Source organism: Piscinibacter sp. (genome assembly GCF_050175855.1).
In the GTDB taxonomy this organism is placed as follows: Bacteria; Pseudomonadota; Gammaproteobacteria; order Burkholderiales; family Burkholderiaceae_C; genus Piscinibacter.
In genome coordinates, this window is sequence record NZ_JBFXIO010000001.1 from 62,562 (window position 1) to 73,154 (window position 10,593).

Genomic DNA, 10,593 nt, shown 5'->3' on the forward strand with positions numbered 1-10,593 from the left:
TCCCACGTCGGCTTCGAAAGAGTCGATGCAAGGCATCAGTGCCGAGGCCCTGCTGTCCCTGCGGGCCGACATGCTGCGCTTCGCCCAGCTCCAGCTGCGCAATACCGAGACGGCGGAGGACCTGGTGCAGGAGTCCATCGAGGCGGCGCTTCGCAAGTCGTCTTCGTTCGCGGGCCAATCGACGCTGAAGACCTGGGTCTTCGCGATCCTGCGCAACCGCATCATCGATCACCTGCGGCAGGCGTCCCGTACCGTGACGCTGTCCAGCCTGGTCGACGACGGCGAAGATTGGGAGGAGCGCCTGGATGCGCTGTTCAACGAGCGCGGCGCCTGGCGTGACGGGCCAAGGCCGGTGGCGTGGCCAAACCCCGAGGAGTCGATGCAGACGAGGCAGTTCTGGGCCGTGTTTGAGACCTGCCTGGATCACCTTCCTCCGGCCACCGGCAAGGTCTTCATGATGCGTGAGTTCCTCGGGTTCGAGTCCGACGAGATCTGCGCGCAACTGGGTATCACGACGAGTAACTGCCACGTGATCCTGCATCGCGCCCGGCTGAAGCTGCGTGGATGCATGGACACCGGCTGGGGTCGTCCGGAGGGCTCGACATGCTGAACTGCAAGGAAGTCACCGAGGTCTGCTCGGCGGAGATGGAGCGGCCGTTGCGTCTGGGCGAGCAGGTGTCGCTGCGCACGCACCTGATGATGTGCACCGGATGCTCGGAGTACCGCAGGCAGCTGAAGACCTTGCGACAGGTGATGCAGGCCTACGCGGAAGGCAAAGCGATTGCCGACGACGCGGCGCCCGGCCAGGGGAACGGTTGATCGTGGAATGATGCGGCCGATCCTCCGCCGAGCGTGACCGCGCAGAGGCTCCTCGTCCGCGGAGTCCCCACGCTGGTCGTCGTCGGATTCGGAATACTTGCCGCCGAGTTGCTTGAACGCGTCGAGCTTCCCGAAGGCATGACGCTTCCGCGGGAAGACCTGGACCTTGAGGCCGCGCTCGCAGCGTCCGCCGCCTGTTTCTAGTGTCCTGTCCCGTTAGTAAGTGGCATTAATCATGCGTGCCTGTGCGGTATCTTGGGAACGGAGATACCGCGATGAGGACGGGCAGGCCGAAGGCTGAGTTGGTGTTGTCGGACGAAGAGCGATCGCAATTGCAGTCTTTCGCTCGCAGCCGCTCGCTGCCGTCGGGTTTGGGCCACCGAGCGCGCATCATTCTCAGCAGCGCCGAGGGCGAGGCCAACAACTCGATCGCCGAGCGTCTGAAGCTGACCAAGGCCACTGTGGGCAAGTGGCGCGCGCGGTTCATCGAGCGACGCATCGCCGGGCTGTACGACGATGTCCGTCCGGGCAAGCCGCGCACGATCGACGACGAACGCGTGGCGCAGTTGATCAAGACCACGCTGCACACCAAGCCGGCCAACGGCTCGACGCACTGGAGCGTGCGCACGGTGGCCGCCGAGACCGGCATCTCCAAGACCAGCGTTCAACGGTACTTCCAGCTCTTCGGGCTGCAGCCGCATCGCACCGAAAGCTTCAAGCTGTCCAACGACCCGTTCTTCATCGAAAAGTTGCGCGACGTGGTCGGCCTGTACCTGAGCCCGCCGGACAACGCGCTGGTCATCTGCGTGGATGAGAAGAGCCAGTGCCAAGCGCTTGAGCGTACGCAGCCGATGCTGCCCATGGGATTCGGCTATGTCGAAGGAGTCACCCACGACTACAAGCGCCATGGCACGACCACGTTGTTCGCGGCGCTGAACGTGCTCAACGGCGCGGTGCTGGCGGCGTGCAAGCCGCGTCACCGGCACCAGGAGTTCTTGTCCTTCCTGCGCGAGATCGACAAGGCCGTGCCGGCCGAACTGGACATCCATTGCATCGCCGACAACTACGCCACCCACAGCCATCCGAAGATCAAGGCGTGGCTGGCGGCGCGGCCGCGCTGGCACATGCACTTCATCCCAACCTACAGCTCTTGGCTCAACCAGGTCGAACGATTCTTCTCGCTGATCACCGACAAGGCCATCCGCCGCGGCTCGTTCACCAGCGTCAAACAACTCGTGCAGCGCATCGACCACTTCGTCTCGGCCTACAACACGAACTGCCAGCCATTTACGTGGACCGCTACCGCCGATTCGATCCTCGAGAAGCTGCATCGACTTTGTTCACGTATCAGCGGGACAGGACACTAGTTGACATAAACATTATTGTCGCGCATTGAGCGTTTGGACGACAATCGCACCAGAAGCATACGAGATGAGCGCTGCTCCCGCCAGCGCTGGCTCGGCCAGGGAACTCGTCGCCCTGGTGGTGCGGTGCTTCCGCACTCTCATCGAATCTCGCGCTTGGGCCGGCGGTCGTTGCAAGACTTCTGTCAACTGTGCACAATGATTCCATTTCTGATGCGGTGGATCCTATGGACAGCATGACCTTGGAACAACTGCGCGCCACTGCGGCCGCCGGCGGCGTCGCCGGTGTCACGCTCAAGGGCCAGGGCGGCGCCTTCATGCTGCGCATCGCCACCCGCAGCGGCCAGGACGCCGTGCTGGCCAAGGCCCGCAGCACCGAGCCGCGCCGCTTCGGCAATCCAGCCTCAGCCATGATCCTGCTGCGCGAGGTTGGCATCGCCGTGGCGCAGCTCGACGCCACCGACTGGAACCCCGATGAGAAGGACATGAGCCGCAGCCGCTCCAGCCAGGCCGAAGCGATGCGCACGGCCCACCAGGCCGCGGCCCACAACCGGTGGCTCGCCGCCGAGATCCAGGAATCGCTCGACGATCCGCGCGCGAGCGTCCCGCACGACGAAGTCATGGCGGCCATGGACGCCGAAATCGACGCGATCGAGCTTCAGCGTGCCGGCTCCGCGCGAAGGAAAGGCGCATGAGCACGACGCCGCGCCAACCGGAGCAGGTCATTGCGCAGGCGATGCTGGCCGCCGCCGCTGAAGCGCCGCCCCCTGCGATCACCGCCGAGGAAGTGGCGGCGCTCGAGCGCCTGCTCGCGCATGCCAGGCGAGATTCCGGGCAGAGCCGGGTCGTTGCGGACTTTCTGCTGGCTTGGTGGAACACAGGCAGCTGCGGTGCCTTCGACCTGACCTCGCTGTGGGCACTGGACACCGACATCGTGGCCGACATGACGACCGTGTTCGGCCTGATCGGCCGCGTGCACCGCTACCCCGACAGCCTGGGCTACGAGGCCGAGTTCAAGGCCATCGTGCAGGCCTGGAGGCCGGAGCTCGGGGACTGATGCCGGGGGCCGACTACAGCATCGCCTGGCGCCCCAAGGCTCTGGAAGACCTGCGCAGCATCGTCCGCTACATCGCCCAGGACAGTCCTACCCGTGCACGCACCTTCGGCAAGAAGCTGCGCGAGAAGGTCCAGCCGCTGGCCCAGCACCCAAGGCTCGGCCATGAGGGCCGGCCCGGGCTGCCGGCCGGCGTTCGCGAACTCGTGCTGCACGCCAACTACATCGCCTTCTATCGGGTGATCGACACCTCTCGCACCGTCGAGATCCTTCGCGTCAAGCACGTGGCGCAGCAAACGCCGTGAATCGCAGGGGCGCGTGCGCACAGGCGACGGAACGGCTGACCATCTGAAATCGACGGCCGATTTCGACGGGGGGTTGGACCGGGGTTTCGAGTTGCGCGCTCCCGCGGTCAGCCGCACGATGGGGCGCCCTGCACCTGCTTCGCCATGAACCCCCGGACATCACCGTTGCGAACCGCGCTCGCCGGCCTGTGTGGTCCTTCTGGACAACGGGATCGGCCCAGCGCCGACGGCCTGCTCGCGGTCGCCGGGCTTCAACTGCAGGCCTACGATCCGCCGGCGAGCTTTGCGGACCCGCGGCTCGATGCGCTCTGTCGGGAGGCGGCGCGAAGGGGCCTGGTGATCACCGACGTCCAGGGTCGACTGGTCGGCGATCTGCGCGCGGTGTCTGTCAACGAAGTGCTGCCGGCTTTCAGAGGCCGTTGACGAACCCGTCTGCGCCCGCAGCGCGCGCGGCGATGCAGCGTCGGCGCCGATTCACGCTGTGTTCGATGCTCCGCTCGAGTTGCTCAGGGGGGCCGCATTGGCCGCGGTGGTGCGACCTTGCGCCAGGGTCTGGATGATCGTGCCGACCATCTTGTCGGCCTTCGAGGGCTTGGCGACGTAGGCGTTGAAGAGATGGCCCTGCTCCTCTGCCAGTCCGAAGGCGCTCATGGCGATCAGCCTCGTCTCGCATTCCGGGTAGCGAGACCTGAGCCGCCGCGCAAGTTCGTAGCCGTCCGCACCGGGCATCTGGATGTCGACCAGCGCTACCTCGAATGCCCTCGAACCGAGCTCTTGCAGCGCCTCGTCCGTACCAGGCGCTTCAACGCACTCCGCGCCCTTGGCGCGCAGGAGATCCGCCACGGCGCTGCGAACGGAGTCCTCGTCATCGACGACAAGCACGTGCAGGCCTGACAGGCTGGCCGAGCCAGAGAGCGGACGAAGCGGCTGCTGGTCCAGCACCTTCACCGGGATGTGCACGGTGGCCCGGGTACCGCGCCCCTTCTCCGACTTGATCTCCGCAGTTCCGCCGAGTTGCGCGACCAGGGATCGCACGATCGACAGTCCGAGCCCCAGGCCGCGCGCTTCGCGGGTGCCTCGAAACCACGGGTCGAAGACATTCGGCAGGACCTCTTCGGCGATGCCGCTGCCCGTGTCGCTCACCCACAAGGTCATGCTGTGGGGCCCGTCGCCATCCACGTCCGCGTGGATCTCGATGTGGCCATGGCTCGTGTACTTGACGGCGTTGCTCACCAGGTTCCCGATGATCTGCTGCAGGCGCATGTCGTCGGCATGCAGCGAGATGGCCGGGACGGTGACGCGCACGTCGACCCCCTTGCGGTTGGCCAATTCCCGGAGTTCGGTGATCGACGCGGCCACCACTTCGTCCAGCCGCACCGGGCGCTCGCGGATCTCGTAGCCCGCGGCCTGATTGGCCCGCACGAAGGCGGCCAGGTCGTTCGCCTGGTGCATCAGTTGGTCGGCCGCTCGTGACAGCCGCTGGACCGGCTCCTGAAGGCCTTTGGACCTCTCGTCAGCGGTCTTGAGCGCGAGCAGGTCGGCCAGGGCGACGATGGTCTGCAGGGGCGTGCGGAACTCGTGCGAGACCTTCGCGATGAACAGGTCCCGTGTGGCCGCCGCTTCGTTGCGGGCGGACTCGGCCGCCAGCTTGGCTTCGGTGAGTTCCAGCTCCGCGAGGCGCGCGTGGTCAGCCCTCAGGCGATCGCGTTCGAGCAGTGCTCTCGCGAGCCGTTCGCCCGCTGCCTTCGACAGCTGCGCCGACCGATGCATCGTGAAGCCGAACCCGGCCACGATGGCGGCCAGCCCGATCGAACGCAGGCCGTCGAAGGCCAGATGGGCGATGACCAGCGATGCCACCTGCGGCACGATCATGTAGAGGTAGGCACGCCCTGCCAGCGGGGCATACAGGGCCGCCACGCCGGCCGATCCTGCCAGCAGCATCGGGTAGGCGATCTGTGCGACCTCTTTGAGGTGCGGGTAGATGGCCAGCGCACCGTAGCCCCACATGAGACCGGACAGGCCCGCGTTCAGCTCGACCTCGCGTCGCGCTGCCCGCGCCATTGCCTCGTCGAAGGGTTCGCGCAAACGGTAGCGCTTGCTCATCGACCAGCGCCAGCCCGATGCGGCAAGCCCGAGCGCGCCGAAGACCGTTCCCGGCGTGCTCAGCCCGGCCTCGAATGCCATGTACACGACCAGGGCGACCGCGGCCAGCAGCAGCGGTACGTTGGCCACCGCGGAGACGACGGCGTTGGCAGTCATCGCGCGCCCCGTCTCACCGGCGTCGGGCGAGTAGTCCCCGCCAGCAGCCTTGCCCGCGACTTCGACCTGCGGTCCCTCCGCGGCCCTGCCCTGCTCACTCATGTCTCTGTTCGCCCTGAAATTGGCCCGTCTGCCTGCTCCAACGGTTCGTCGACCGATTCTGTTGTCCATGCCCCAGGGTGCTCGGCGTCTGCGCGCCGTCAACCCCGCCTGCAAGAGGTACGCAGATCGTCTCGATCTGCATCCAAACGCACTCACGTGAACGCAGAGTTTCCACGTTCCTTCTGCAATGCGGCCCGACCGATCGAAACAGGCCCTGCAAATCGTCTGTAGCGCGGCGCGACCTCAGGCGCGCTGCCACCAATCTTCCCGCCAGTCGGCGAACTCACCGATCGCCCCAACGAGCGAGTTGATGGGTACCCCCCAATGGGGGCCAACCTCGCAGTGCACCAGTACGAGGGCCTGGCGGGCGGTGCTTCGTCGCGTGCACTGCCGGACACCGGGCGCCTCAATTCCGAACCAACGGCGCCGCCGCTTGGCCTCCCCTCCTGGCTTGCTTTTTGGGGCTTGGCGAACTGGCTCCGACCGGGGAACTTGGGGAAGCAACGTCCCCGCCGTTGGTTCGGTTTTATGATCCCTCCCGATGGCCCCCCAGAACCTCGACCTGTTCGACGACGCCGACCCGGCTGACCAGGTGCGGGCGTACCAGGAGGCCTTCGATCAGTGGCTCGATCACCAGCGCACGGCAGCCTCGCGCAAGATCACATTGACGTCCTCCATCCGCGCCTACACGGTGCTGTGGCAGGCTTTCGCCGAGTGGTGCCTGAGTCAGTCACCCGTGATCGGCCTGGACGGCATCTCCGAAGCGGACCTCGGCGCCTTCATCAACAGCCGGCTCGAACCCGCCAACGCGGCTCGTGCAAAGCCCAGCCGGCTCAAGGAGGCCGGGAAGTTCACGCCGCGGCACGCATGGCGCTTGCTGAAGTTCATCAACAGCGTGCTGGAGATCCGCGCACAGGCCACCGGGTCCGCCGCCCCGAACCGAGCGGCGTCCACCCTGCTTCAATCCCGTGAGGATTGGCTCTATGCCAACGCCAATCGGCGCGACGCACTGCCCGACTACCTGGCCCCTGCCGAGGCCCGCATCCTCGTCAACTACCTCTCCGCCGGGCTGCCCCGTTCGGGCCGTAGGGGCGCCGACATCACGTGGCAGGAACTGCGCAATCGCACTGCCGTCGCGCTGCACCTGGGCTCCGGGCTGACCCCCGCGGACGTCCGCATGCTTCGCCTGACATCCCCCGTGCAGCGCACGGGCGAAGAGAAAGGCGTGCCGGGCACCGTCCACGTGCCCGCCTACGGCGACAGCCCGGAACGTGAAGCACCGGTGATCAAGTGGGCAGGCCGCGTGCTGGCCTACTGGCTGCAGGTGCGCAAGGAACAGAAGCTCGCCGGCGACTTCCTGTTTCCCGCAACGCGTACTGGCAAGCCATGGGGCAAGGTGACCCACTACGACGCGGTGAAGGCGGTCCTCGAAGCCTCTGGCATCGACAAGAGCCTGGTCGAAGGCGGTGCCTACCGCCTGCGCCACACCTTCGCGCTGCGCCAGTTGCGCCGCGGCAAGTCACCGGACCTGGTGGCCAAGTGGCTCGGGGTGGTCGAGATGCGGGTGATGGACCGCTACCGGCGCGTCGACTACTCGAGTGAACGCCCGGACTGACCGCGGCTGGCACAGGATCCTGCAGCACGAGCCCATGCCCGCCGACCTGATGGCCATCGCCCACGTCCGCAGGTTGCTGCTGGAACTCGGCATAGAGGAAGCGCCGGAGCAGATCGTCCCGGCCGCGCTCGGCTATTCGGTTTGGGTGTCGCTGCCCATCGCAGAGCTGGCAGGCAGAACGCCGAAGGAACTGGTGGCCGACGCTGAAGGCAGTGCCGCGCTTCGCCGCTGGATCGTCGCGCGCCTCGGCGTCGGCAGCTAGGCGCCGGCGGCCATCGACTCGGTCTCCTGACCCGCGGCTTGCGGGATCGGCGTTGCCGTCTGCTCACCCGAGACTGGAGCGGGTTCATCGGCGCGCTGGTCGGTTGCAGCCTCGCCCGCGAAGGGCCCGTCCTGGTCGGGGTTGGTCGAGGGCGCCGGTCGTGGGGCCTGCGGCCGCGGCTTGGCAGCTTCCGCTGCCAGCCTCGCGTCACGTTCGTTCATGCGACGTCGCACGCCCATCCAGAGATTGCGCGCCTTGGTCGAGATGCTCAGCACGACCCGCTTGTACAGGGACCGGCGCGTCTCGAGCTCGCGTTCACTGATGATCTCCTCGATGGCCAGCGTCTCCATCATCGGCATGATGATGTCGAGCTTGTGCATCAGGTCGAAGTAGCGCCGGCCGAACGAGGACGTGATGCCGATCTCTTCCTGCAGAGGCACCGTGTCGTAGGACGCCAGCGTCTCGATGTTGTGGTGTTTGAGCAGTGCCTCGGCCTGGTCGATGGCTTTGTTGATCTCATCGGTCGCCGCGTCCAGGGCCTCGCGGATGTTCTGCTCGATGCGCTCCACCACCTCGTGATCGAGCTTGGCACGACCGAGCTGGCTGATGAAGTACATCGACGCCTGGAAGCTGTAGAAGCAGCGCGCGAACATGCGTTTGGCATGCGGGCTGGAGAGGTGCGTGGTCCGCTTCAGCGAGGCGCCTTCGACCTTGCGAAAGTCCGCCCGGTACTCGTCCTTGTTCAGAATGCGCTCGTTCACCTGGCCGGTGTCGATGACGGCGAGTCGGGTTGAGGTCATGGCACGCTCCGTTGTCCAAGTGAGGTTGGGCGGGTACCGCAATCATCCCGACCACCGCCGGCGCGCGCCACCGGAAAGGCGGGTCGAAACCCCCCTCCAAATCGACCGTCGCCTCGCCGTTGACAGCGCACGGCGCCGGGCGCTAAGGTTCGCGTCTGTGCAGTAGCTGGCCCTGCACCCCAAAATCAGGCAAGCCCTCCAGAGCGTCGAATCGACGCATCGCCCGGCCCCCCGGGCACATCCGCATCCGCCGATCAGCCTTTCGAGGCGCGACCCGTTTCGTCGTGCGCCGAAAGGTCTCTCCCGATCGGTAGCTGGCACACCGATCCAGCGGCTCTCGCCGCCCAAGCCAGCCCTATACGCCGGTTCATGACCGGCCACTCACTCAACCCCCGCGGGGCAACTGCTGCCCCTTCGGGGATGGGCGTTGCTTCGCGTTCCCATGGAGGCAGCAATGCTCAACATGAGTGTCGCCAACGCATGCATCCGAGGTTCGCTGTTCGACCTCGACGAACCCCCATCCATCCCCGGCCGTGCCGAAGCCGTCCACACCCTGCAGCTGCACCAATTGCCGTTGCAGACCCAGGACGCGCTGCAGCAGTTGATCGCGATCGAAGACGCTCCCGAGTGGAGCGAGTCCGCCGTGGTGCAACTGCACTGGGTGCTGCTGCAGGAGCTGAGAAAGCTCACCGATCCCGAGACGCCGCTGGAAGAGAAGATCGAGACGCTCGACTGGGCATTGACCAGTCCGTCGAACGATCACCTCCCCTTCTCGTTCGCCTCGTGCGTCCGGGTCGTCGGCACCAGCCCCATGTCGCCCACGGCGTACTTCGGCCGGGTCGACGTCGACGAGTTGCGCCAATGGCTGCTCGTCAACGCGCGGCGCTGGCTTCGCGAATCCATCGCGCGCTACCCGCAGTGGGCCCAGGAGCTGTTCTACAGCGACCCCCACTTCGCCGCAGCCCAGCTGACGGCGAATCCCCAGTGGCTCAACGAGCAGATCCGGCGGCACGAGGCATCGACATCGTCGCAGGCCGCCCAGCGAGACCTGTTCGCGCTGGCATCGCACATCGGTGACGAAGTGCAGGAGGCCGCATGCCCGCTCAACTGATGCGTCCCGAGGTGCTGCTGCTGATCGTCTTCGTGCTCTGGGGCATCGCCGGGAAGCTGGACGAGCCTCTCGAGGGCTTCGACCCGGAGCCCGTGCAGGCCGAGGCCGCCGCAACCGAGGGCGGCGCGGCCGCGCAGTCGCTGCACCTGCTGTGTGTCGTGGAGGAAGCCGGGCCGGGCTCGGTGCGCCAGGCCCCCACGCCCGTCCTCACGGCGTACTCGCCGACCCCACATGGGGCGGCAGGCCGCCACGCCGCAACAAGCCGCCGTCTGACGTGCGTCGTCACCGACGAACAGGAGACCCCGTGAACCACCTCAACCTTTCCATCCGCGCGCTGCCCATGCAGCGCCTGCTGCCGGTGCGGTCGCTCGACGAGTTCGAGCATCTCGTGAAGGAAAGCGAAGTCCTCACCGGCGCGCCCGGCCGCGCGTTCGTGGTCGCCGGCGCCGATCGGCCCGCCTACCAGGTGCATGCCGATGTCGCTGGATTCCAGATCGCCCGGCTCGACGGCGCCATGCCGCACGAAGTCCTGGCCACGGCACGCGAACTGGTCAGCCACCCCATTGGAAGCGCCATGGCGTGCGGCCTGCTCTACACGGAGCCGTTGCCGCAGTAGCGCAACTCGAACGACCGGCCTTCGCAGGTCGGTCCTTTCAAGGAGAACACCATCATGTCGATGAACCTTCCCTCCATCGGCTCCGCACAGACCCCCTACGGCCTGGCCAGCATCCACGTCGGCCGCTATCCCGTCGGCGGCGCCCTGTTCGTCGAGCTCTACACGGCCGACGACGAGATGCCGGAGCCACTGGCCATGCTGAGCTGCAACCTGGCGCCTTCGGGTGTCACGCTGGCCGACGACGAGTTCTGCGTGAAGTCGTGGTCCGAGAACGAGCCGCTGATCG

The 10,593-nt window shown here is 66.6% G+C and carries 15 protein-coding genes; 13 read left to right on the top strand and 2 right to left on the bottom strand.

Going from position 1 to position 10,593, the window contains the following annotated elements; genetic code table 11:
- Nucleotides 1-25: 25 nt before the first annotated feature.
- From AB7U92_RS00375 to AB7U92_RS00405, 7 genes are all read left to right on the top strand, one after another.
- Nucleotides 26-610 carry a sigma-70 family RNA polymerase sigma factor gene (locus tag AB7U92_RS00375; RefSeq protein WP_428573603.1) on the top strand — a complete coding sequence of 195 codons (585 nt, stop codon included), beginning with the start codon at nucleotides 26-28 and terminating at the stop codon, nucleotides 608-610.
- Nucleotides 604-819, top strand: coding sequence for a zf-HC2 domain-containing protein (locus AB7U92_RS00380; RefSeq protein WP_428573605.1), 216 nt, complete (start codon nucleotides 604-606; stop codon nucleotides 817-819). Before AB7U92_RS00375 ends, AB7U92_RS00380 begins: the two co-directional genes overlap by 7 nt.
- 275 nt (nucleotides 820-1,094) lie before the next feature.
- Entirely contained in the window at nucleotides 1,095-2,186 is a 1,092-nt protein-coding gene (locus AB7U92_RS00385; protein WP_428573632.1) for an IS630 family transposase, read from the top strand.
- 224 nt (nucleotides 2,187-2,410) lie between these two features.
- A complete protein-coding gene (gene relB, locus AB7U92_RS00390; protein WP_428573607.1) occupies nucleotides 2,411-2,878 on the top strand; it encodes a type II toxin-antitoxin system RelB family antitoxin in 468 nt (155 codons plus the stop codon).
- A gap of 41 nt (nucleotides 2,879-2,919) precedes the next feature.
- Entirely contained in the window at nucleotides 2,920-3,240 is a 321-nt protein-coding gene (locus AB7U92_RS00395) for a DUF7673 family protein (RefSeq protein WP_428573634.1), read from the top strand.
- Nucleotides 3,240-3,542: a type II toxin-antitoxin system RelE/ParE family toxin gene (locus AB7U92_RS00400; RefSeq protein ID WP_428573609.1), complete on the top strand. Its 303-nt coding sequence runs from the start codon at nucleotides 3,240-3,242 to the stop codon at nucleotides 3,540-3,542. Before AB7U92_RS00395 ends, AB7U92_RS00400 begins: the two co-directional genes overlap by 1 nt.
- A 165-nt stretch (nucleotides 3,543-3,707) precedes the next feature.
- On the top strand, nucleotides 3,708-3,965 hold the full coding sequence (locus AB7U92_RS00405) for a hypothetical protein (RefSeq protein WP_250200206.1): 258 nt from the start codon (nucleotides 3,708-3,710) through the stop codon (nucleotides 3,963-3,965).
- A 51-nt stretch (nucleotides 3,966-4,016) separates the two neighbouring features.
- Here AB7U92_RS00405 and AB7U92_RS00410 read toward each other — a convergent pair whose 3' ends face one another.
- The gene (locus AB7U92_RS00410) at nucleotides 4,017-5,903 is read right to left on the bottom strand and encodes an ATP-binding response regulator (protein ID WP_428573612.1); all 1,887 of its coding nucleotides are present in this window, start codon (nucleotides 5,901-5,903) and stop codon (nucleotides 4,017-4,019) included.
- A 541-nt stretch (nucleotides 5,904-6,444) separates the two neighbouring features.
- On the opposite strand from AB7U92_RS00410, the gene AB7U92_RS00415 reads away from it, so the two are divergent.
- Together AB7U92_RS00415 and AB7U92_RS00420 are read left to right on the top strand one after the other, a co-directional pair.
- The gene (locus AB7U92_RS00415) at nucleotides 6,445-7,518 is read left to right on the top strand and encodes a tyrosine-type recombinase/integrase (protein WP_428573614.1); all 1,074 of its coding nucleotides are present in this window, start codon (nucleotides 6,445-6,447) and stop codon (nucleotides 7,516-7,518) included.
- A gap of 34 nt (nucleotides 7,519-7,552) precedes the next feature.
- A complete protein-coding gene (locus AB7U92_RS00420) occupies nucleotides 7,553-7,780 on the top strand; it encodes a hypothetical protein (RefSeq protein ID WP_428573616.1) in 228 nt (75 codons plus the stop codon).
- On the opposite strand, the gene AB7U92_RS00425 is transcribed toward AB7U92_RS00420, so the two are convergent.
- Nucleotides 7,777-8,580, bottom strand: a complete 804-nt coding sequence (locus AB7U92_RS00425) for a DUF1845 domain-containing protein (RefSeq protein ID WP_428573618.1) — start codon at nucleotides 8,578-8,580, stop codon at nucleotides 7,777-7,779. The genes AB7U92_RS00420 and AB7U92_RS00425 overlap by 4 nt on opposite strands.
- A gap of 463 nt (nucleotides 8,581-9,043) precedes the next feature.
- Here AB7U92_RS00425 and AB7U92_RS00430 point away from each other — a divergent pair, with 463 nt between their 5' ends.
- The 4 genes from AB7U92_RS00430 to AB7U92_RS00445 all read left to right on the top strand — a co-directional run.
- Nucleotides 9,044-9,691 (top strand): hypothetical protein, encoded by a 648-nt coding sequence (locus AB7U92_RS00430; RefSeq protein ID WP_428573620.1) that lies wholly within the window; start codon nucleotides 9,044-9,046, stop codon nucleotides 9,689-9,691.
- Complete coding sequence (locus tag AB7U92_RS00435; RefSeq protein ID WP_428573622.1) at nucleotides 9,676-9,999, top strand: hypothetical protein; 324 nt, start codon at nucleotides 9,676-9,678, stop codon at nucleotides 9,997-9,999. The genes AB7U92_RS00430 and AB7U92_RS00435 overlap by 16 nt, the downstream gene beginning before the upstream one ends.
- A complete protein-coding gene (locus AB7U92_RS00440) occupies nucleotides 9,996-10,307 on the top strand; it encodes a hypothetical protein (protein ID WP_428573624.1) in 312 nt (103 codons plus the stop codon). Before AB7U92_RS00435 ends, AB7U92_RS00440 begins: the two co-directional genes overlap by 4 nt.
- Nucleotides 10,308-10,361: 54 nt before the next feature.
- Nucleotides 10,362-10,593, top strand: a 232-nt coding sequence (locus AB7U92_RS00445; RefSeq protein WP_428573626.1) for a hypothetical protein, incomplete at its 3' end; no start/stop codon positions are given.

Excerpts from the sequence above, each read along its gene's own strand:
- AB7U92_RS00385 (WP_428573632.1), top strand. The coding sequence starts at position 1,095 with ATGAGGACGGGCAGGCCGAAGGCTGAGTTGGTGTTGTCGGACGAAGAG.
- AB7U92_RS00410 (WP_428573612.1), bottom strand. The coding sequence starts at position 5,903 with ATGAGTGAGCAGGGCAGGGCCGCGGAGGGACCGCAGGTCGAAGTCGCG.
- AB7U92_RS00435 (WP_428573622.1), top strand. The coding sequence starts at position 9,676 with ATGCCCGCTCAACTGATGCGTCCCGAGGTGCTGCTGCTGATCGTCTTC.
- AB7U92_RS00380 (WP_428573605.1), top strand. The coding sequence starts at position 604 with ATGCTGAACTGCAAGGAAGTCACCGAGGTCTGCTCGGCGGAGATGGAG.
- AB7U92_RS00400 (WP_428573609.1), top strand. The coding sequence starts at position 3,240 with ATGCCGGGGGCCGACTACAGCATCGCCTGGCGCCCCAAGGCTCTGGAA.
- AB7U92_RS00395 (WP_428573634.1), top strand. The coding sequence starts at position 2,920 with ATGCTGGCCGCCGCCGCTGAAGCGCCGCCCCCTGCGATCACCGCCGAG.
- AB7U92_RS00425 (WP_428573618.1), bottom strand. The coding sequence starts at position 8,580 with ATGACCTCAACCCGACTCGCCGTCATCGACACCGGCCAGGTGAACGAG.
- AB7U92_RS00430 (WP_428573620.1), top strand. The coding sequence starts at position 9,044 with ATGAGTGTCGCCAACGCATGCATCCGAGGTTCGCTGTTCGACCTCGAC.
- AB7U92_RS00420 (WP_428573616.1), top strand. The coding sequence starts at position 7,553 with ATGCCCGCCGACCTGATGGCCATCGCCCACGTCCGCAGGTTGCTGCTG.
- relB (WP_428573607.1), top strand. The coding sequence starts at position 2,411 with ATGGACAGCATGACCTTGGAACAACTGCGCGCCACTGCGGCCGCCGGC.
- AB7U92_RS00415 (WP_428573614.1), top strand. The coding sequence starts at position 6,445 with ATGGCCCCCCAGAACCTCGACCTGTTCGACGACGCCGACCCGGCTGAC.
- AB7U92_RS00375 (WP_428573603.1), top strand. The coding sequence starts at position 26 with ATGCAAGGCATCAGTGCCGAGGCCCTGCTGTCCCTGCGGGCCGACATG.